Source organism: Ignavibacteria bacterium (genome assembly GCA_016873845.1).
Taxonomy (GTDB): domain Bacteria; phylum Bacteroidota; class Ignavibacteria; order Ch128b; family Ch128b; genus JAHJVF01.
Genome location: VGVX01000050.1, coordinates 1 through 20,010, shown reverse-complemented (window position 1 = coordinate 20,010; position 20,010 = coordinate 1). Strand labels below are relative to the sequence as shown.

Here is a 20,010-nt window from a genome sequence, read left to right as displayed (position 1 = left end):
AAGTGATCTAGGAACTTCTGGAGCTGCGGCTGTGACAATGATTCGATCATATGGAGCAAATTCATTCCATCCGACACTGCCGTCTCCGCACATACAAGCGATGTTGATTCCAAGCTGATCAAATTTCATTTTTGCTTCTTGATACAGATCATAATCTCGCTCCACAGAAAAAACTTTTACACCCATGTTATAAAGGATTGCAGCCTGATAACCGGAGCCAGTTCCAACTTCAAGAACCTTCAGACCTTTTTCTAATTTTAGCGCTTGTGTCATTATCGCGACAGTGTACGGCTGAGAAATCGTCTGCCCGTGACCAATTGGAAGTGCAATATTTTTATAAGCTTGATGTTGAAGTGCTTCGGGAACAAATTTTTCCCGTGGGACATCGTGTATAGCTTTAATAACAAAAACATCAGTAATGCCCTGTGAAGTCAATTCATCAATTAATTTATCTCTTTCGGATTCGTACATTTTGTTGCTAGAATATTTGAAATTTCATTTCATTAATCGAAATTTAATTAATGATGAGTTAGAATGAAAATTGTTTCGTTTGGTATAAAAATAGTCTACCCAAACTGAGTTGCACTAAGAAATGAAACACGGAGGACAAGGATTTTTACAAATTTACACAGATTTGTTCGTCACATTAGTCAGTATAAGAAAAGCGGATTCAATTACTGAATTTTTAACTTTAGCCCTCTCTTATAGCTTTGAGGCGCCGATCAGATTCGAACTGATGAATAAAGGTTTTGCAGACCTCTGCCTTACCACTTGGCTACGGCGCCGATATATGCAAAATTTCAACTCAACTAATTATTCCTAGATTCCCTTAAATTCTTGAGCGGGAAACGGGACTCGAACCCGCGACATCAACCTTGGCAAGGTTGCGCTCTACCAACTGAGCTATTCCCGCATACATTAACTTTTTTGCAGTGCAAATATATGATGTATTTATTCGCCGTTCAAGATTTTTTTCAGACTCTTTTGATATAAATTACTTTGAAAGAGATACTCAAAATCATTAAATTTTTGTATGAATTATTTATTTATTGCAATCGTCAGTTATCTTATAGGATCATTTCCAACAGCTTTTATTTTGTTGAAATATTTCCGAGGATTAGATATACGCACTGAGGGAACAGGAAATGTTGGAGGACATAATGCTTTTGAAGTCAGCCATTCAAAAATAATTGGCACATCGGTTGGAGTTATCGATTTACTTAAAGGATTAATTTCAGTTTACATTGCGAAACAATTTGATGCTGAAAAATTTTTATTAATTGGACTTGCTCTTTTCTTTGCTGTACTTGGGCACTGTTTCTCTATCTGGATTAAGTTCCGTGGCGGAAGAGGGCTGGCAACCGCCTTTGGTGGTACAATGTTGTTTTTACCATATACAGGTTTAATTTGGGGCGTTTTGTGGGTGATTGTCTATTTGAAGTTTAAGGATATTCACATTGGAAATATTTGGGCAACAATTTTTACATTTGTAATAATAGCTTTATCCAATGAGATTCTAATAGAATATTCCTATCCACCTCCGAATCAAAGATGGGAATTATTTCTGATTAGTCTATTAGTTTTAGGAACAATATTTTTAAGACACATCGAACCCATGATGGATATGCTGCGTAAAAGAGTGAAACAAAATAAAGGATAAAAATGAAGAAAAATAATTATATAATTATTGGTTTAGTGATCATCGTAACAATCATAACTACAATTTCAGTCACGATTTTGTTATCGCAAACAGAGAAAAATGAATCTCTAATTTCAAACGACACACCTGCAAACTACATTTCGACTGCAAATTTTCAGGATAGGCAACAAACAAATCAGAATATTAATAGTTCGCGTGAAAACGCAATAACTGCAACAGTAAAAAACATCAGTCCTTCCGTGGTTGGTATAAATGTAACTGAAGTACGAGAGTACAGAGATCCGTTTTCTTCTTTCTTTGATGATCCATTTTTCAAGAATGACCCATTCTTCAGAAGATTTTTTGGAGATAGATCTTATAAACAAGAAGTGCAAAGTCTTGGGAGCGGATTTATCATTTCAAAAGATGGCTACATTGTTACGAATGACCATGTTGCAGGTAATGCAAAGAAGGTAGTTGCGACTCTAACTAATGGCGAAAAATATGACGCTGAAGTAATTGGTTCTGATCCCACCAGCGATATTTGTCTATTAAAAATTGAAGGAAAGAATTTTCCCTTCGTGAAATTTGGGAATTCAGATGAAATTATAATCGGTGAATGGGTAATTGCCTTGGGAAATCCATTTGGATTGTTCAACGTGAATAATAAACCAACTGTTACAGTTGGTGTTGTGAGCTCAACAGGTTTAACTCTTCAGCCAATTAATAATCGCTATTATAGAAAAATGATACAAACTGATGCACCGATAAATGGAGGCAACAGCGGCGGTCCGCTCGTTAATAGTGTGAGTGAAGTAATTGGAATGAACACGATAATTTACACCGGTAATAGTTATTCAGCGGGAAACATTGGAATTGGATTTGCGATCCCAATCAATAAGATTAAGTCAATTGTGGATGAATTGAAACATAACAAAAAGATTGAGCGAGATTTTTGGACAGGACTTTCAATTCAGACACTTGACTCGAGAATAGCTAAATACTATGGACTGAAGAGCACTAAGGGAGTTGTAATAACCCAAATTGAAAGGAACAGTCCAGCCTCTGATGCAAAACTTGAAGTTGGCGATGTAATTCTCGAAATTGATGGTGAACAAGTCACAGATGAAAATGATGTACGATCTGCTTTTTTTGAATTCAGAACTGGACAATCAGTAAAATTGAAAATACTGCACAATGACAAAATCATAGATCGAACAATGAAACTTGAAAAAAGATAATGATTGAAAGATACACCCGAAAAGAAATGGGAAATATCTGGTCAGAGGAAAATAAATTTTCCATCTGGCTTGAAATTGAATTAGCTGCTATCGAAGCAAGAGTTAACTTAAAAGAAATTCCACGGGCAACATTCAATAAAATTAAGCAAAAAGCAAAATTCGACGTTACACGAATTAAACAAATCGAAGAACGCACCAAGCATGATGTTATCGCTTTTCTAACCAATGTTTCGCAAAGCGTGGGAAAAGAGTCTAAAGAGATCCATTACGGCATGACTTCCTCAGATGTACTTGACACATGCCTTGCTGTACAAATAAAACAGGCATCTCAACAGCTTGAAATTGGCTTGAAACAACTTCAATCAATCTTAAAAGACCTTGCACTGAAGCACAAAGAATTAGTTTGCATTGGAAGGACTCACGGTGTACATGCCGAGCTAACAACATATGGATTAAAATTCGCACTTTGGTATGATGAGATCTCACGAAATGTTAAAAGATTAATTCAAGCGGCTGAAGAAGCCGCTGTTGGAAAAATTTCCGGAGCTGTAGGAACTTATGAACATTTGGATCCGCGGATTGAAGAATTTGTATGTACAAAGCTTAAAATAAAAAACGCTAATATTTCCACACAGATAGTTCAAAGAGATGTCCACGCATTTTATCTAATGACTCTATCATTGATTGGCACTACACTAGAAAAAATTGCAACCGAGATCAGGCATCTGCAAAAAACTGAAGTCCTTGAAATGGAAGAACCATTTACCGAAGGACAAAAAGGATCATCTGCTATGCCGCATAAAAAAAATCCGATCATCTGCGAAAGAATTGCGGGATTGGCAAGAATCTTACGCGGCAATGCTCTGGCCGGTTTGGAAAACGTGACCCTCTGGCATGAACGTGATATTTCTCACTCTTCTGCTGAGAGAGTGATTTTTCCAGATTGTACGATTTTACTCGATTACATGATCGAGAAAATGTGTTTTGTCCTGAAAAATGTAAAATTAAATGAGGCAAGCATTCAGAAAAATATTGAGCTCTCGAAAGGTTTAATTCATTCACAAAAAGTTCTACTCAAATTGATCGAGAAGGGATTGAGCCGTGACGAAGCATATAAAATCGTGCAAAGCATTGCAATGAAAGTTTGGGATTCAGATACGAATCTACTAGATGAATTGTGTAAGGATAAAAACATTAACAAGTATTTTTCGAATCACGAATTGACTTCAATCTTTAATACAACTTCAGTTCTGAAATATATAGACAATATATACAACCGCATCGGGTTAATTTAATTCGCAGCGTTAATTTCCAACGAGAGAAGTCTAATTTTCTACTTTTACAGCTTCAATTTTCCAAATCCAATTATCGCCATATGGTTTAAGGGATTGCGGCCAAGTGATTAATTTATTTCCATCTTTGATTAAATAGAACAAGCATTTTGATTCAACTGTTTGACTATAAGGTTTATGACTAGGATTAGTATAAATTTCTTGTGAGTCTAATATCCATCTTCCATTTAGCTGAATGATATCATCTGATGCATTTGGATTGATTTTCTTTATATCCCCTTTACCTTCAAATGAATTGATTGTAGTATGCGTTTTCAGCAATTTTCCTGTGGGTTTTTCAAATTCATTTCCAGTATCATCATAATATTTTTTTTCTAATTTATAACTGGCCTTAAATGAAATAGATTTGGAATTCTTTATAATAATTTCTATTGGTCCCTCACCCCTGCCATATAGCCGCTCATTGTAGAATATTTTGCCACGATATGTTCCTGCAAGGTCTTTGTTCAACTCCCTTAAAACTTCTTTTTTTTCTTTCTCTAAATCTCTTAAATCAAATTTTGCAAATACACCCTTATCTGTAACCTTAAACGATTGAGTCAATGTTTTACCCTTATAAGTCAGTTCGACTGTTGTTGGTTTCTTGTAAGCAATGTAACCAGCATAAGTGCATCTCATATTCCAAGTGCCTGCGCTGCTTGTTACACCTTCCCAAAGTTTTTGATCTTCAGGGACTACTACTCTGATTGGCATTGGATCGTATTTATCAGCAATGACATTTACTGAAATTGTAAACTCTTTATTCATTAATTCTGTTGCTTTGGTAAAATTTTGAAGAATTTCTTCCTCTTTCTTCTTTCTGATCTCATTAATTACATCTTCTATAGAATCGTTAAAAATTTTGTACAGCTTATTTTTCTCAGCTTCAATTAATTCAAGTCTCAAATCATCAGGTATTACTGAACCAGCTTCATAAAAATAATCCTTAACATATGAATTAACTTCGCGGTCAATTGAACTTTTCACATCACGCGATTCATTAATTGTCTTAACTAAAAAATTTTTCCACTCATCTGGTTTCTTTTTGAATCGATTATGGCGAGCATTGTATTCATCATACATAGATTGATATTTATTTTTTCTAACCTTGAATGCTTTCGCTCCAAATTTTGTCAATGAATAATCAATAAAAAACATTCCGACATTGGAAATCTTTAGTGCTGCACTTCCCCACTTGCCAAGTGAATACATCAGCAGCTCCTTTGAAAGATTAAGTGTTGCATTCCGGTTTTGCCCTTCATTGATATCGATTGAAAATTGTCTTAGTGAGAATAATAAACAAATGTTAGAACTATACTCATTAAACTGCGGCAAAATCGGCAAATCGGAAGCCAACTCGAGTAAACTTAAACCTCCTTCTGCAAAGGCAAAATATTCATTGAATATTTTTAGACCGCAATCGCTATTAGCTTGTGGTTTGCCGACCAAAGGAGAATATGATTTTAAAATGCTTCTTGCTTCATTAATCTTTGGAACGCTTTCCAATTGCGACGGCCTTTTCACTCCTTTTACTGTCATCATTGGATGCTTTTTGGGTGTCGTTTCGCATAATCCTTCGCTAAAATTGAAAGTAAATAAAAGTAATAAAAATACTAGAGTTACAATTTGCCATTGGATTGGCAAGTTCCCCCGCCGTAAACAAAAAAGATTCATATTTTCCTCACGATTTAAAACAAAAGTTATTGAAGTACTTTGTATTCTTTTAATTTATTCATTAGTGATTGATTGTTCTCGAAATGTATCGCATTCCAACCAAGATTCGCCGCACTAGAGACATAATCCAATATATCGTCAATGTAAATAAAACTTTCTCTATCTAAATTGATTCTTTCCTCAACATATTTATATATCTCAACCTCTGGTTTCACGAAACCAATTTGGTACGATAAAAATAATTGCTTAAAATACTTGATGAAATTAAAATCTCCCCAACCATACTGTTTGTGAATTGCATTAGTGTTCGATAGGAGATATAAGTCAACTCTCTCAGCCAGGCTTTTGAGTTTGTCTATAAGTTTTTGATTTGGCGAAAATATCTGTGAAAATATTTTTGCCAATTCTTCTGAACTGCAATCAAATTCCAATTCCAATCTGCATTTCTCAAGAAATGCAAGGTCAGATATTTGTCCCTTCTCAAGTTCAATAATAAGCTCCGGATGATCTCGGAAATATTTCTGACTGTGATTTCCTAAGTTTTGTTTTATCTTGTCCAGGTTCTTTTCTGCAACACCCCAGTCGAAATTGATGAGGACGTTCCCAAGATCGAAAATAATCGCTTCAATTCTGCTCATTATGGTTGGAATTATTTATCAATATTATTCGTTTATTCTACAGCAGAACAAATTTATAACTTTAATAATTAAATATGGAGAGAAAATGAAAATTATTTTTTCTATTATAATACTGGGTTTCTTCAGTAATATTCTAAATGCTTTCAGTTTGGGTTCTGATAGTTTAAAAGCCAATCAAGAAGCTCCAGATTTTACTCTCGAAGATGCCTTCGGAAATAAATATCAACTTTCATCTTATAGAGATAAAACTCCAGTTGTCGTCTATTTTTATCCTAAAGCGAGTACTCCTGGTTGTACTAAACAAGCTTGCAGTATTCGGGATGAATGGAGTAAGTTTGAGGAAAATAATATTCAAGTCTTAGGAATAAGCGTCGATTCAAAAGAAGAGATCGGGAAGTTTATAGAACTATATAGCTTGAATTTTCCTTTATTGTCTGACAGTGATAAATCTGTTTCAAAAGCTTATGGTGTTTTGAATAAATTTGGAGTATCAAGCAGGGTCACATTTATTATAAATAAAAACGGAGTGATTGCAGAAGTAATAGATAAAGTTAATGTCACCACGCATGCAAGTGATGTATTTGATATAGCTTTGAAGTTAAAGTGAATTTTATTCTCTCGATACAAGGAGCTAAAGCTCCTTTACTCGAGAACCGTCTCTCGATTCAATTATTCTAGCAACTTTAATTGAGAACCGTCTCTCGATTCAATTATTCTAGCAACTTTAATTGAGAACCGTCTCTCGATTCAATTATTCTAGCAACTTTAATTGAGAACCGTCTCTCGATTCAATTATTCTAGCAACTTTAATTGAGAACCGTCTCTCGATTCAATTATTCTAGCAACTTTAATTGAGAACCGTCTCTCGATTCAATTATTCTAGCAACTTTAATTGAGAACCGTCTCTCGATTCAATTATTCTAGCAACTTTAATTGAGAACCGTCTCTCGATTCAATTATTTAAGTTGCCTTATTCGAGATCCTTCTCTTAATTCAATCTTTTAATCTGCATTATTCGAATCCCCTCTCTCAATTATATTAGATAATACTCTTTTTTTGAGAACTTTCTCAGTAAATAAACTTCTTCAAATTCTCTTTTAACTTCACAATTCGAGAAGTGGTCTTCGAGTAGTTCCGACCAGCCACTGCTGATCGGGTCGTATCGAGTAGATAGATTAACTTTTATTCTTAAAATTTTTCTTAGCTAAATTATGTAATCCTTCAAAATCTTCTTGGATTAGAGCTTCTTTCTTCTTTCTTGACCACTTTTTTATTTTGTGTTCGAATGCGAATGCTTCTTGTACAGAGTCAAATTCAAATGTTTTTAATAATCTAACCGGTAATCTTTTAGAGGTGTATTCTCCCCCTTTTCCATTTTCATGTTCCCAAATTCGTCTTTCAACATTGTTAGTTGATCCGATATAGAAACTACCGTCATTACATTCCAATATGTATGCCCAGCCTTTCATAGAAATATTTTTCGGTTCTCTCGATACGTCCCGATTTCAAATAATACAAAGTTATTTGATCGGGACTACTCGAGAACCTTCTCCTGATCAGATGAATATTTTAATTATCAATAAACCAACAGACATTTCAAGAAGTGGTCTTCGAGTAGTCCCGACCAGCCACTGCTGGTCGGGTCGTATCGAGTAGATAGATTAACTTTTATTCTTAAAATTTTTCTTAGCTAAATTATGTAATCCTTCAAAATCTTCTTGGATTAGAGCTTCTTTCTTCTTTCTTGACCACTTTTTTATTTTGTGTTCGAATGCGAATGCTTCTTGTACAGAGTCAAATTCAAATGTTTTTAATAATCTAACCGGTAATCTTTTAGAGGTGTATTCTCCCCCTTTTCCATTTTCATGTTCCCAAATTCGTCTTTCAACATTGTTAGTTGATCCGATATAGAAACTACCGTCATTACATTCCAATATGTATGCCCAGCCTTTCATAGAAATATTTTTCGGTTCTCTCGATACGTCCCGATTTCAAATAATACAAAGTTATTTGATCGGGACTACTCGAGAACCTTCTCCTGATCAGATGAATATTTTAATTATCAATAAACCAACAGACATTTCAAGAAGTGGTCTTCGAGTAGTCCCGACCAGCCACTGCTGGTCGGGTCGTATCGAGAAGACGGATTAAATATCGAATTTTATTCCTTGTGCGAGCGGAAGTTGATCACCAAAATTTATCGTGTTAGTTTGACGACGCATGTAAGCTTTCCATGCATCTGAGCCTGACTCTCGTCCGCCGCCAGTTTCTTTTTCGCCTCCAAAGGCACCGCCAATTTCTGCACCGGATGTTCCAATGTTTACATTCGCTATTCCGCAATCAGATCCCGAAGCGGAGAGAAATGCTTCAGCTTCCCTCAAATTATTTGTGAAGATTGCGGATGAGAGCCCTTGCGGTACGTCATTATGTAGCTTAATTGCATCATCAACTTTGCCAGAATATTTAATCAAATATAAAATTGGTGCAAAGGTTTCTTCTTGTACAATATTAAAATGATTTTCTGCTTCGACGAGCGCAGGTTTTACATAACAACCTGATTCAAATCCTTTTCCTTCCAGAGTTTCACCACCATAAATTATTTTTCCTCCCTCTTTCTTTATTTTTTCGATCGCACTCGAAAATACTTGTACAGCAGCTTTATCAACTAGCGGACCGACATGATTTGATTCAATCATCGGAGTACCAATCTTCAAGCTTGAGTATGCTTTCACTAACGATTCTTTTACTTTTTCAAAAATTGATTCATGAATAATTAATCTCCGGGTAGTTGTGCATCTTTGCCCAGCGGTTCCAACCGCTCCAAATACTACAGCCGGAATTGCAAGTTTCAAATCAGCATCCGGTGTAATGATAATTCCGTTGTTTCCACCAAGCTCGAGAATGGTTCTGCCAAATCTTTTTGATACAATCTCCGCAGCATGACGTCCAACAGGCGTTGAACCGGTAACTGAGATTAGTGGAATCCGTTTGTCATTCAACATATTCTCACCAATTGTTGAACCTCTGCCTATGATGAGCGAAAAAATTCCCTCGGGTAAATTATTTTCTTTAATTACTTGTGCAACAATTTTTTGTGTCGCAATTGCAACTAGTGGAGTTTTCGAAGAGGGTTTCCATAGATTTACATCACCACAAACTGCCGCGATCATCGCATTCCATGACCATACTGCAACCGGGAAATTAAATGCAGAAATTGTTGTGACAATTCCAAGTGGATGGTATTGATCGTACATTCGATGCATGGGCCGTTCACTGTGCATTGTAAAGCCATACAGCTGGCGCGAAAGCCCAACTGCAAAATCACAGATATCGATCATTTCCTGTACTTCACCAAGCCCTTCTTGTAGAGATTTACCCATTTCATAAGTTACAAGCGTACCTAGAGACTTCTTGTAATCTCTTAATCTTACACCTATCTGTCTTACAATTTCACCTCGTTTTGGAGCAGGCACTTTTCGCCAATAATTAAATGCTTCAGACGCTGCTTTAACAATTGAATCATAATCTTCACTTGAAGCTTGAAAAACAGAAGCAATGAATTTTCCATCAGCCGGAGAATGGATTTTCAACTCGCCTTCAGTTGTAGTTTTGTTCCAGTTCAATCCACTGGAAGATCCGTAATTTTTGTCCTCAATTCCGAGTTCCTTTAAGAAGTCCATTTTATTCCTTCAATTATTGTTTGGTTAAAAATATCTTTACAAAAATACAAAATTAGTATTGAATTAAATTGTGAATCATTCAGCCAATTTTTAAATTGTACTCGAATTAAGATTGATTAATATTCACATGAGATGTTTTTATAACATACTACTTACTTGTTCAGACGGGCAGATTACACATCTCAGCTACTTCATTTCTTCGTGGGAAAACGTTTTTTAATTTTCTTGCTCCCGAAACGCTAATTTATTAAACCATAATTTTAAAACACAGATCGGAGAGTTCATGCTTATTGGCATTCGACGAGAAGATAAAAACGAATGGGAAAGACGCGTCCCGCTTGTTCCAAATGATCTGAAAGAACTAAAAGAAAAATTCGGAATAGAAGCTGTGATCCAGCCATCTAATATTAGATTTTTTAATGATCAGAATTACCAAGAAGCTGGTATTGAAGTAAATGAAAATCTAAGTCAAGCTGATACCGTTTTTGCAGTCAAAGAAATTCCGAAGGAACTCTTTTTAAAAGGCAAAACATATATGTTTTTTGCTCATGTTATTAAGGGACAGCATCATAATATGCCGATGCTGAAACGAATGATGGATTTAAAATGCAATCTCATTGACTATGAACGAGTTGTAAATGAGAAAGGTCAGCGTCTGATATTTTTTGGAAGATTTGCCGGACTTGCCGGCATACTCGAAACGATGCATGCTTTTGGAATTAAACTTAAGCTCCAAGGACATTCCACTCTCTTTGAGAAGATTCAGCAACCTTATGAATACGGAGTATTGGAAAATGCACAAGAAGGTTTGAGAAGAATCTCGGAGGATTTGAAAATAATCGGATTCCCAAAAGAAGCTGCGCCAATTGTAGTCGGATTTACGGGTTATGGACATGTATCTCAAGGAGCGCAAGAGTTATTCGACTTGATGCCGCATATATCTCTTAGCCCAGATGAACTAATCGAAGACTACGAGAGAATTAAAAACGATAACAGAAATCTGTATAAGGTAGTTTTCAAAGAAGAAGATATCGTTAGAAGAAAAACCGGAAAATTTGATTTGCAAGAATATTACGAACATCCAGAACTGTATGAATCGAAATTCGAAAAATATTTGACTTATTTAACCATACTTGTCAACTGTATTTATTGGGCAGAAAAATATCCTAGATTAGTTACAAAAGAATTTTTCAAAAAATCAATTGAACAGAACAATAAAAATAATTTGCAAGTTATTGGAGATATTAGCTGCGATATCGATGGCTCAATTGAATTGACTCATAAAGTTACAAAACCGGATGTTCCAACTTTCACATATTTTCCCTATAGTGAATCTTACAAAGATGATGTTCATCAGGATGGTATTACGGTTATGGCTGTAGATAATCTTCCATGTGAACTGCCTCGCAGAGCGTCGATGGAATTTTCTAATGTATTAAAAAATTATGTTATTGAAATAGTAAATGCAGATTTCAATAAAAGTTTTGAGGAGTTAAAACTATCATATCCTATTAAAAAAGCATTGATTCTCCACAAAGGAGAGCTAACTGAAGATTACAAATATTTACAACAATTTTTAAACGCGGAGTTGAAATGAAAAATATATTAGTACTTGGAGCTGGACTCGTAAGCAGACCTGGAGTTCATTATTTACTAAAACAAAATAATTTAACTGTGACAGTAGCATCACGAACTGTAAGCAAAGCTGAAGAGCTGGTTAAAGGATTTTCTAACGGAATTGCAAAGCAAGTTAATGTAGAGAATGACAGTGAATTAGCAAAGGTCATCGGTGAAAATGATATAATAATTAGCTTACTGCCCTGGATACATCATTTGAAAGTAGCAGAACTTTGTATCAAACTTGGAAAGCACATGGTTACGACTTCCTATGTTAGTCCAGGAATGAAAGCGCTTGATGAAAAAGTTCGAAATAAAAATTTATGTTTCTTAAATGAAATTGGAGTAGATCCCGGTATCGATCACATGTCAGCAATGAAAATAATTCATGAGGTTGAGGCTGAAAGTGGAAAGGTTCTTCACTTCTATTCATACTGCGGCGGATTGCCTGCACCACAGCATAATGACAATCCCTTTGGATATAAATTTTCCTGGAGCCCGCGCGGAGTCGTGCTTGCTTCGCGTAACTCAGCAAAATATCTCGAAAACGGAAAGCTAGTGGAAGTTGAAGGAAAAAATCTTTTTAAAAACTATGAGATTGATAACATTGATGTGTTAGGGAAATTTGAAGTATACCCAAATCGAGATTCAACTCCATACAAAGATCTATACGAATTAAATGACGCATTAACTGTTAAGCGAGGTACTTATCGTAATATTGGATGGTGCGATACGATGCGAGCTATCGTGAATCTCGGATTGGTCGATGAAACTCCTCGCAAAGATGTGATGAACAATTCTTATAATAATATTTTCGCGTCACTTTTTAACGCCAATTCAAGTGCTAATTTAAAAAAACTATCTGCTGATAAATTAGGAATTCCTCAGGATTCTATCGCAATCAATAATATGGAATGGCTTGGACTATTCAGTGATGAAAAAGTTACAGACGCTGATAATCTATTAGATATGTTAAGCAACCGAATGCAGCTTAAACTTGCATTCAAAAAAGGTGAAATTGATTTACTGCTGCTGCGTCACAAATTCATAGTTGAGAATAAAGACGGATCAAAGGATATGATTACTTCCACATTGATAGATTATGGAATTCCTAATGGCGATTCTTCTATGGCACGAACAGTAAGCTTGCCAATGGCGATTGCAGTGAAATTAATAGCCGAAGAGAAAATCAAACCAATCGGTGTCAGAATTCCGAACACAAAAGATATCTACGAGCCCGTTCTTGCCGAACTGGAAAACCAAAATATTAAGATGGTCGAGGAACGGAGCCGTATTTAAGAATAAATTTCGATCTTATCAAAGGCTGAGAGAATTTTCGATCAGCCTTTTTTATTTATTTTGTAAATACCTAATTTGGTACACATGACTGGAAAACTCTTTATAGTGAGCACACCGATTGGAAATCTTGAAGATTTCTCCCCAAGGGCGGTTAATACACTGAAAAGCACTGATTTAACACTCTGCGAGGATACTCGGACAAGTAAGGTGCTTCTTTCACATTATCAAATTAGGATACCTCTCGAGAGTTATCATTCACACAACGAAAATGAAAAAATAATTTCCATAATTAAAAAACTTAAAGATGGAAAGAATATTTCTTTGATTTCAGATGGAGGGACACCTGGAATTTCCGATCCCGGTTCAAAATTAATTAAAGCTTGTATAGATGAAGGAATTACAATCTCTCCAATACCTGGTCCAAGTGCTTTGATGACGGCACTGGTCGTCAGCGGATTTGAAATTAAAAGCTTCTATTTCGAGGGTTTCATTCCGCAGAAAAAAGGTCGGCAAACAAAGTTAAAAGAAATCGTTTCACGAAAGGAGATGACAATTTTCTATGAATCTCCATTCAGAATAAAAAAGCTCCTTGAAGAGCTTAATAGACTGTGTCCGAACCGCGAAATTGCCCTTTGCCGTGAACTCACAAAAAAATTTGAGGAAGTAATTAGAGGAAGAGTGATAGATATTAAAAAGAAAATTGATTCGATTAAATTGAGGGGTGAGTTTACCATCATTATAAACCATCAATAGAGGATTAGAATCTCATTTTTGATTTTAATCAAAAAAGTTCATAGCTTTTAACAAATCTAAAACGATAGAAAACAATGAAAAAAATAATTGACGTCAAACCATTAAAAAATTACACAATCCATGTTAAATACTCAGATGGAATGGAAGGTGCAGTTGACCTTTCAGAATTCGTTGGAAAGGGTGTTTTCAAAATTTGGAACAATTATTCGGAGTTTGAAAAAGTCTCAATAGGCAACTCTGGTGAACTTAAATGGGGCCACAATATCGATATCTGCCCAGATTCAATTTACTTGAAATTGACAGGGAAAAAGCCAGACGATTTATTTCCATCATTGAAGAATAATTTTGAATACGCCTGAGATTTGTCGATTCTATGGAATTGTGATTAAGATGTACTTTGGCGATCATTTGCCTCCCCACTTTCATGTTGAATATGGGGAATATAAAGCTTTAATAAATATTAATACTTTGTCTCTTTGAAGGATTCTTACCTGGCAGAGCACTTGGATTGATAGTTGAGTGGGCTCAAATAAATCAAAAAGAGTTATTAGAACTTTGGCAGCGAGCTATTAATAATGAAGAACTATATAAGCTAAAGCCACTTGTATAGTCGTTTGAGATTATCTAACCCCCAAATTATTTAATAAATATTCAATTATTTTTTCCGCGATTTTTTTCGGTTCTCCCTCATTTCTGTTTGTTAAAATAATTACACTTAGTTCATCAGATGGAATTCGATATAAAACATTCCTGAAACCACGTGTACTTCCAGTATGATAAATTATGTCACGATCGAATCTTTTTTCTAAATGCCAACCAAAACCATAATTTATCTTTTCGCCATTTGAAAGCAGAGCGTGAGAGAATGCTTGCGATCTTAATTTTGAGCTTATCAGATTATTAAAGTATAATGACTGATCCCATTCAAATAAGTCTCCAGCTGAAGAATAAATTCCCCCGTCCCCCAATACGGCACTCGTCAGACTTTGATCATCGAAGAAGAAATCATCGTCTTTTTTAGAATACCCAAATGCTCTCTTTTTCACCGTTGATCTTCCTTCTTGATGTGCAACCGTCGACTTCATACTGAGCGGATCAAATATATTCTCTTTCAAAAACTCAGCAAAAGATTTTCCAGACATCTTTTCAACAATTAAAGCAAGCAGTGCATAAGCTGTGTTTGAATATTTGTACTTCGTGCCCGGCTCAAAATAAAGCGAATCGATTCGCATCATCATATTTAAAACGTCACCATCGTGCACTTGCTCTGTGGCTGTATCAGGAATGAGAGATTCATAATCAATAAGTCCAGAAGTGTGAGTAAGCAATTGATAGACCGTTATTTTCCTGCCGTAATCGGGAAAATCTTCAAATGCATCCTTAAGATTTGTTGAGAGAGTTAATTTTTTTCTATCGATTAACATCAAAACAGATGCGGCTGTAAATTGCTTTGTGACAGAAGCTAAACGATAATTCGTATTTCGATCTGTCCTTTCTTCCTTTTCCAAATTCGCAAAGCCATAAGATTTGTCAAAAATTATATTTCCATTTTGTATTACCATCACACTCGCACCGGGTGCATTTTCACTATTGAATTCGCTAAACAGTGAATCGATCATCACATCTAAGTTTTCGTGATTTTGTGATAATGAAAGTTGATTGAAAAATAAAAATACTAATACGGCTAGAAATATTTTAATCTTCATAATGCTTTTTAATTTTGACTTAGAATTACTTGGAGCGTTTTATCATCAGCTTTAAGTATCCCATTCTTTACAATTCTTTTAGTGAGCTCGATCCAATTAGCGTCTTGTTCAAATATTTTTTTGAACATTGGCAATGCTTCGGTAGCTCGATTCATATTCACCAAGGAAACCGCAAACCAATATTTCATTTCTAGATTTTCAGGGAACATATCATTGGCTGATTTATATTCATGAAGAGCTTTCTCTTCATCACCCTGCTCGATTGCAAGGTCGCCTGCGTTCATGTATTCATAAGCGCGATAAACTTTCAGTAATCGCTCAATCTCGGCGACTGCATTTTCATTATCTTCTACTCTCAAGTCGATTAATCTATCTTCCCATTCTTTACCAGCTGACTCGCCCTTTACCACGAGTATTGAGGCTGACTGTTGCCCTCGAATATCTCCACCGGCAGCTTGAGCAGCTTTCATTGTTGCTACCATTCTTTCAGCTAACGGTCCTTTTGTATTTTTAAATGCTTCTGCCATTGCAGGAACAACTTTGTCATTCAGCATCATATTCGCTTGAACTGAAAAATTTTCACCAGCAATATGTGAAGCATCTTTAATACATAGTTTTCCAGTGTAAGCGGAAACTCTTCCCTCTTTATCAATGATTGCAACTTGACGATACTCTCGTCCTTCATCGGTTGTTATTAGTTCATCCAATGCTTCTTGCGGAGCTCTGCCCTGCTTGAGTAATTCAAGTCCACGTCTTCCAAAGGAAACGTTGACAAACGATTGAGTTGCAACAGCACCAACACCAGCTTCGGCCCATGATACAATCGAGCCAACCGAGAACCAATGCGACTGAACCGCAATACCAATTTCACCTGTATTCGGATCTCGAGCAACGATTGAGAAAGTATGAGCGAGAGGGTTGGATGGTTTTTGAGTTATTTGTGCAATAACCGGAACACATATCAAAAGACAACACAAAATAGTCTTTATCATGTCATTAAGCTCCCAATTTCTTTATTATTCAGAATCATACTCTACAAGTGATTCCACTTTATATTTTTTTAATTTTTCTCTTCCTTTGAGGAAAGCCAGTTCGACTAAAAATAAAACTCCGACAACTTCGCCGCCAAGTTTTTCCACCATCTTTACGACCGCTTCTGCTGTACCACCGGTTGCAAGCAAATCATCGTGGATAAGTACTTTCTCGCCTGGTAGAATTGCATCTTTGTGAATTTCAAGTGTATCTGTTCCATATTCGAGGGAGTAACTTTCAGAGATGGTCTCAGCAGGTAGTTTTTTTGGCTTTCTAACCGGGACAAATCCCGCATCTAATTTTTCAGCGAGCAATGCGCCGAAAATAAATCCGCGAGATTCAATCCCAACAATTTTATCAACTTGCAGGTGAGAAAATCTGCTAAATAACCTCATACCAGTTTCCTTGAATGCAGTTTTTTCTTTCAGCAATGTTGTGATATCTCTGAACATGATTCCCTTTTTTGGAAAATCGGGTACATTTCTAATGTGATCTTGAAGGTTCATTTTTTCTCCTATGAATTTATAAATAAATGGAACACAGATTTTTATGATTAAACTGATTTGTTATGATAATCACTAATAACAATCCCTGTTTCCGCGGAATAATATTAATTACAATATTTCTTAATAAACAATTCTGCATTATCAGTATTGATTACGTTCTTCTTCTCAAGTCCTCCCTTTTTTGCGATTTCCAGACCGAACAAAATATTATCAAATCCTTTCAAATTATGAGCATCGGGACAAATTGCAATTCTGACTCCCTTTGAAATTGCGTACTGATGCCATCGCCAATCGAGATCCAACCGATGAGGATCGCAATTTAATTCAATGACTTTTTGAAATTTAGCTGCAGTCTCTATTACTTTTATTACGTCAACTTTATATGCTTCTCGGCTTAAGAGAAGTCTTCCGGTTAAGTGCCCAAGAATTTTAACATGTTTATTCTCAAGCGATTTGCAGATTCTATCCGTCATTTCTTTTTCAGAAATATTAAATCGTGAATGCACGGAAGCAATCACACAATCGAATTTACTGAGGAAGTCATCGCTGTAATCAAGAGTTCCGTCAGCAAGGATATCACACTCAATTCCTTTTAAGAGTCTAACTGTTTTATTTTTTTTATTTAACTCGTCAATCTCATTCCACTGTATTTTCACTCGGTCTTCACTTAATCCATTGGCATACACAGCAGATTTTGAATGGTCGCAAATTAAGACATATTCATAACCTAGTTTTTCAGAATGAAGTTGAACTTCCTCAAGTGAATTCACTCCATCTGAATAATTGGAATGAACATGCAATAATCCTTTTAAATCTGATTGTTCAGCGAAATCATAATCCCGAATTGCAATATTTATATTATCTCTCAATTGAGGAATAATAAATTTTACTCCCGCATTTGTAAATATTTGTTCTTCGGAATTAAACTTCTCACCCTTTAATAATTCACTAGTATACTTCTCTATGAACACGTCTGAACCTGTTGTTAAAAACAGTTTATAATAAAAATTCTCTATGTCAGAAAAATGTAGTGCAATCATTATCTTCCCATTATACAGTTCAACTTTTTCGGCAGATTCTGACTCAAACTCAAAATCCTTTTTAAGAATTTTTATAAGGTCACCTTTAGGGACAACCAGAAACTCTATTGCCGAGATTATCTCACATGATCTTCTTAATTCCCCAGTAATGGAATATTTATCGGCATATTTTTTAAGATACTTCTCTTCAAATTCAGTTGAGTAAGCCAACGCTTTATGCATCAGCATCTGTCCCTTATAGGTGCGGATTCTCTCAATACTTTGAAGGATTGAATTTTGAGATTTTTCTCCAAATCCAGAAATTTTTATTAATCGATTTTCAATACACGACTGTTCAAGTTCCTCAAACGAGCTGATCTTAAGGCTATCATAAAGTTTCTTGATTTTTTTTGCTCCGAGTCCCGGAATTGCTGTCAGTTCATAAAGAGTATAGGGAAATTCTTCACGTAACTCATTCAGTACTTGTGCTTCACCTTTCGAATTTAATTCATTAAGAATAGAGACGATTGATTTTCCAACACCTTTTATCTTTGCGATTGAGCCATCACTCAAACCTTCATTCAAAGTTTTATTAAACTGCGATAGGTTTCTGATCGCAGAATTAAATGCATTAATTTTAAATACATTCTCGCCTTTCAACTCAAAATAAAAACTGATCTCTTCTAAATGTTTTAATGCTTCTTTTAATTCCATAGCTCGAGTATGATAACAAAATATTTCATGCCAATTAAAGTCAATGAGATCCCGCAAACCAAACCGAGCGCTACCTGACCTGCAGTATGGACTTTTAATTGAATTCTTGACCACATAACAAGCATCAAAATAATAAACAACACAAGTGATAGAATCGGAGAGATTAGAGTAAACAAAGCGAATGATCCTGCAGCGGTAAAAGTATGAATACTGATTTTATAAATTGCATTTACAAAATAAACTAAAGTTGTGTTTACTGCATAACAAAGCATCAATGCAGTGACAAACGCAGGAGCAAGGTTTAGAAGTAAAAGTATTGCGGCGATAAAAAAAATTATGATTGTAAATAGGTAAGTACCGTTTCGTTGTTCCTTTATGACTGCGTCATTATCAAGAATAATTCCCCTTCTTCTTTGAAGAACAAAATAAATTATTGGGAGAATAACCGTCGCAGTGATAGTTATAACCAAATTCAGAAATAAATCAAAATCATTCTGTAAAAAATAAAAATTTAGGAACACAAAATTAAAAAGCGAAAACGTTGGTGGTAAAAATACTGTTGAAATTAATCGCGCCGCTTTGTTCATGGATTGAGTACTTGTTGTTTATTTTGATCAAATTGGTCATAATTCTGTTGAATAATTGATCTGAACGCTTCAAGGTGTTCGACAACATCTTTTATCGTGAGAAATGACATTAATTCAGATCGAAGTTTTGCCGAATTATAAAATCCCTTAAGATAGCCGGAATAATATTTTCTGAATTCAAGTACACCTCTACGTTCTCCTTTACTCTCGCACGAGAGTCTCAAATGCTCAACCATCAAATCAATTCGTTGATAAATTGATACTTCATCGTCGTATTTACCTGTTAAGAGCAGTTGCTTCGTTTGTGCAAATATCCATGGATTTGCAATCGCTCCACGTGCAATCATAACAGCATCACAATCAGTTTCGTTAAAAGCGCGTTCCGCATCTTCAGGTCCGAGAACACCACCATTCAAAATTACTGGAATGTTCACCATTTCTTTAACACGCGGAATCCAATTCCAATCTGGATCACCTTTGTGCCCTTGCGATCTCGTACGGCAGTGAATGGTAATTGCTTTCGCACCTACTTGTTCAACCATTTTAGCGACATCGAAAATTTTTATGCTTTCAA

At 35.5% G+C, this 20,010-nt stretch carries 20 protein-coding genes, 2 tRNA genes and 1 pseudogene; 9 read left to right on the top strand and 14 right to left on the bottom strand.

Annotated elements, in window-relative coordinates:
- From FJ213_09575 to FJ213_09565, 3 genes are all read right to left on the bottom strand, one after another.
- Positions 1-471, bottom strand: a 471-nt coding sequence (locus FJ213_09575; protein MBM4176403.1) for a protein-L-isoaspartate(D-aspartate) O-methyltransferase, incomplete at its 3' end; no start/stop codon positions are given.
- A 239-nt stretch (positions 472-710) separates the two neighbouring features.
- A tRNA-Cys gene (locus FJ213_09570) sits at positions 711-785 on the bottom strand.
- A gap of 52 nt (positions 786-837) precedes the next feature.
- Positions 838-913 (bottom strand) — tRNA-Gly (locus FJ213_09565).
- A 120-nt stretch (positions 914-1,033) separates the two neighbouring features.
- Between FJ213_09565 and FJ213_09560 the strand changes: the two genes are divergently transcribed.
- Genes FJ213_09560 through FJ213_09550 form a run of 3 tightly spaced genes read left to right on the top strand, consistent with a single transcriptional unit; the run spans position 1,034 to position 4,175 of the window.
- Entirely contained in the window at positions 1,034-1,660 is a 627-nt protein-coding gene (locus tag FJ213_09560) for a glycerol-3-phosphate acyltransferase (protein MBM4176402.1), read from the top strand.
- Between the two features lie 2 nt (positions 1,661-1,662).
- Positions 1,663-2,880 carry a trypsin-like serine protease gene (locus FJ213_09555; protein ID MBM4176401.1) on the top strand — a complete coding sequence of 406 codons (1,218 nt, stop codon included), beginning with the start codon at positions 1,663-1,665 and terminating at the stop codon, positions 2,878-2,880.
- A complete protein-coding gene (locus tag FJ213_09550; protein ID MBM4176400.1) occupies positions 2,880-4,175 on the top strand; it encodes an adenylosuccinate lyase in 1,296 nt (431 codons plus the stop codon). The genes FJ213_09555 and FJ213_09550 overlap by 1 nt, the downstream gene beginning before the upstream one ends.
- Positions 4,176-4,205: 30 nt before the next feature.
- Here the strand turns inward: FJ213_09550 and FJ213_09545 are convergent, their stop codons facing one another.
- Positions 4,206-5,885 carry a hypothetical protein gene (locus FJ213_09545; GenBank protein MBM4176399.1) on the bottom strand — a complete coding sequence of 560 codons (1,680 nt, stop codon included), beginning with the start codon at positions 5,883-5,885 and terminating at the stop codon, positions 4,206-4,208.
- Positions 5,886-5,911: 26 nt separating this feature from the next.
- Entirely contained in the window at positions 5,912-6,523 is a 612-nt protein-coding gene (locus FJ213_09540; GenBank protein ID MBM4176398.1) for an HAD family phosphatase, read from the bottom strand.
- 85 nt (positions 6,524-6,608) lie between these two features.
- Here FJ213_09540 and FJ213_09535 point away from each other — a divergent pair, with 85 nt between their 5' ends.
- Entirely contained in the window at positions 6,609-7,130 is a 522-nt protein-coding gene (locus tag FJ213_09535; protein ID MBM4176397.1) for a peroxiredoxin, read from the top strand.
- A 568-nt stretch (positions 7,131-7,698) separates the two neighbouring features.
- On the opposite strand, the gene FJ213_09530 is transcribed toward FJ213_09535, so the two are convergent.
- The 3 genes from FJ213_09530 to FJ213_09520 form a co-directional block, all read right to left on the bottom strand.
- Positions 7,699-7,992 carry a GIY-YIG nuclease family protein gene (locus FJ213_09530; GenBank protein ID MBM4176396.1) on the bottom strand — a complete coding sequence of 98 codons (294 nt, stop codon included), beginning with the start codon at positions 7,990-7,992 and terminating at the stop codon, positions 7,699-7,701.
- A 192-nt stretch (positions 7,993-8,184) separates the two neighbouring features.
- On the bottom strand, positions 8,185-8,478 hold the full coding sequence (locus FJ213_09525) for a GIY-YIG nuclease family protein (protein ID MBM4176395.1): 294 nt from the start codon (positions 8,476-8,478) through the stop codon (positions 8,185-8,187).
- Between the two features lie 192 nt (positions 8,479-8,670).
- Positions 8,671-10,203 (bottom strand): aldehyde dehydrogenase family protein, encoded by a 1,533-nt coding sequence (locus tag FJ213_09520; GenBank protein ID MBM4176394.1) that lies wholly within the window; start codon positions 10,201-10,203, stop codon positions 8,671-8,673.
- A gap of 283 nt (positions 10,204-10,486) precedes the next feature.
- Between FJ213_09520 and FJ213_09515 the strand changes: the two genes are divergently transcribed.
- The 5 genes and pseudogenes from FJ213_09515 to FJ213_09495 all read left to right on the top strand — a co-directional run bounded on the left by FJ213_09515 (position 10,487) and on the right by FJ213_09495 (position 14,482).
- Positions 10,487-11,800, top strand: coding sequence for a hypothetical protein (locus tag FJ213_09515; protein MBM4176393.1), 1,314 nt, complete (start codon positions 10,487-10,489; stop codon positions 11,798-11,800).
- Positions 11,797-13,119 carry a saccharopine dehydrogenase gene (locus FJ213_09510; GenBank protein MBM4176392.1) on the top strand — a complete coding sequence of 441 codons (1,323 nt, stop codon included), beginning with the start codon at positions 11,797-11,799 and terminating at the stop codon, positions 13,117-13,119. Before FJ213_09515 ends, FJ213_09510 begins: the two co-directional genes overlap by 4 nt.
- Positions 13,120-13,203: 84 nt before the next feature.
- Positions 13,204-13,872 (top strand): 16S rRNA (cytidine(1402)-2'-O)-methyltransferase, encoded by a 669-nt coding sequence (rsmI, locus tag FJ213_09505; GenBank protein MBM4176391.1) that lies wholly within the window; start codon positions 13,204-13,206, stop codon positions 13,870-13,872.
- 74 nt (positions 13,873-13,946) lie between these two features.
- Positions 13,947-14,231 carry a DUF2442 domain-containing protein gene (locus tag FJ213_09500; protein MBM4176390.1) on the top strand — a complete coding sequence of 95 codons (285 nt, stop codon included), beginning with the start codon at positions 13,947-13,949 and terminating at the stop codon, positions 14,229-14,231.
- A gap of 31 nt (positions 14,232-14,262) precedes the next feature.
- Positions 14,263-14,482 (top strand): annotated as a pseudogene (locus FJ213_09495) (DUF4160 domain-containing protein).
- 10 nt (positions 14,483-14,492) lie between these two features.
- On the opposite strand, the gene FJ213_09490 reads toward FJ213_09495, so the two are convergent.
- The 6 genes from FJ213_09490 to FJ213_09465 form a co-directional block, all read right to left on the bottom strand.
- Complete coding sequence (locus FJ213_09490) at positions 14,493-15,578, bottom strand: beta-lactamase family protein (GenBank protein MBM4176389.1); 1,086 nt, start codon at positions 15,576-15,578, stop codon at positions 14,493-14,495.
- Positions 15,579-15,586: 8 nt separating this feature from the next.
- On the bottom strand, positions 15,587-16,570 hold the full coding sequence (locus FJ213_09485; GenBank protein MBM4176388.1) for a DUF1028 domain-containing protein: 984 nt from the start codon (positions 16,568-16,570) through the stop codon (positions 15,587-15,589).
- Positions 16,571-16,594: 24 nt separating this feature from the next.
- The gene (locus tag FJ213_09480; GenBank protein MBM4176387.1) at positions 16,595-17,116 is read right to left on the bottom strand and encodes an adenine phosphoribosyltransferase; all 522 of its coding nucleotides are present in this window, start codon (positions 17,114-17,116) and stop codon (positions 16,595-16,597) included.
- A 104-nt stretch (positions 17,117-17,220) separates the two neighbouring features.
- Complete coding sequence (locus tag FJ213_09475; protein MBM4176386.1) at positions 17,221-18,849, bottom strand: histidinol-phosphatase; 1,629 nt, start codon at positions 18,847-18,849, stop codon at positions 17,221-17,223.
- On the bottom strand, positions 18,840-19,436 hold the full coding sequence (locus FJ213_09470; GenBank protein ID MBM4176385.1) for a hypothetical protein: 597 nt from the start codon (positions 19,434-19,436) through the stop codon (positions 18,840-18,842). Before FJ213_09470 ends, FJ213_09475 begins: the two co-directional genes overlap by 10 nt.
- Positions 19,433-20,010: tRNA dihydrouridine synthase DusB (locus FJ213_09465; GenBank protein ID MBM4176384.1), on the bottom strand; the 578-nt coding region annotated here is incomplete at its 5' end. The genes FJ213_09465 and FJ213_09470, both read right to left, overlap by 4 nt.

Bases quoted from the DNA above. Each gene is read 5' to 3' on its own strand.
- FJ213_09560 (MBM4176402.1), top strand. From the start codon at position 1,034: ATGAATTATTTATTTATTGCAATCGTCAGTTATCTTATAGGATCATTT.
- FJ213_09555 (MBM4176401.1), top strand. From the start codon at position 1,663: ATGAAGAAAAATAATTATATAATTATTGGTTTAGTGATCATCGTAACA.
- FJ213_09550 (MBM4176400.1), top strand. From the start codon at position 2,880: ATGATTGAAAGATACACCCGAAAAGAAATGGGAAATATCTGGTCAGAG.
- FJ213_09545 (MBM4176399.1), bottom strand. From the start codon at position 5,885: ATGAATCTTTTTTGTTTACGGCGGGGGAACTTGCCAATCCAATGGCAA.
- FJ213_09540 (MBM4176398.1), bottom strand. From the start codon at position 6,523: ATGAGCAGAATTGAAGCGATTATTTTCGATCTTGGGAACGTCCTCATC.
- FJ213_09535 (MBM4176397.1), top strand. From the start codon at position 6,609: ATGAAAATTATTTTTTCTATTATAATACTGGGTTTCTTCAGTAATATT.
- FJ213_09530 (MBM4176396.1), bottom strand. From the start codon at position 7,992: ATGAAAGGCTGGGCATACATATTGGAATGTAATGACGGTAGTTTCTAT.
- FJ213_09525 (MBM4176395.1), bottom strand. From the start codon at position 8,478: ATGAAAGGCTGGGCATACATATTGGAATGTAATGACGGTAGTTTCTAT.
- FJ213_09520 (MBM4176394.1), bottom strand. From the start codon at position 10,203: ATGGACTTCTTAAAGGAACTCGGAATTGAGGACAAAAATTACGGATCT.
- FJ213_09515 (MBM4176393.1), top strand. From the start codon at position 10,487: ATGCTTATTGGCATTCGACGAGAAGATAAAAACGAATGGGAAAGACGC.
- FJ213_09510 (MBM4176392.1), top strand. From the start codon at position 11,797: ATGAAAAATATATTAGTACTTGGAGCTGGACTCGTAAGCAGACCTGGA.
- rsmI (MBM4176391.1), top strand. From the start codon at position 13,204: ATGACTGGAAAACTCTTTATAGTGAGCACACCGATTGGAAATCTTGAA.
- FJ213_09500 (MBM4176390.1), top strand. From the start codon at position 13,947: ATGAAAAAAATAATTGACGTCAAACCATTAAAAAATTACACAATCCAT.
- FJ213_09490 (MBM4176389.1), bottom strand. From the start codon at position 15,578: ATGAAGATTAAAATATTTCTAGCCGTATTAGTATTTTTATTTTTCAAT.
- FJ213_09485 (MBM4176388.1), bottom strand. From the start codon at position 16,570: ATGATAAAGACTATTTTGTGTTGTCTTTTGATATGTGTTCCGGTTATT.
- FJ213_09480 (MBM4176387.1), bottom strand. From the start codon at position 17,116: ATGAACCTTCAAGATCACATTAGAAATGTACCCGATTTTCCAAAAAAG.
- FJ213_09475 (MBM4176386.1), bottom strand. From the start codon at position 18,849: ATGGAATTAAAAGAAGCATTAAAACATTTAGAAGAGATCAGTTTTTAT.
- FJ213_09470 (MBM4176385.1), bottom strand. From the start codon at position 19,436: ATGAACAAAGCGGCGCGATTAATTTCAACAGTATTTTTACCACCAACG.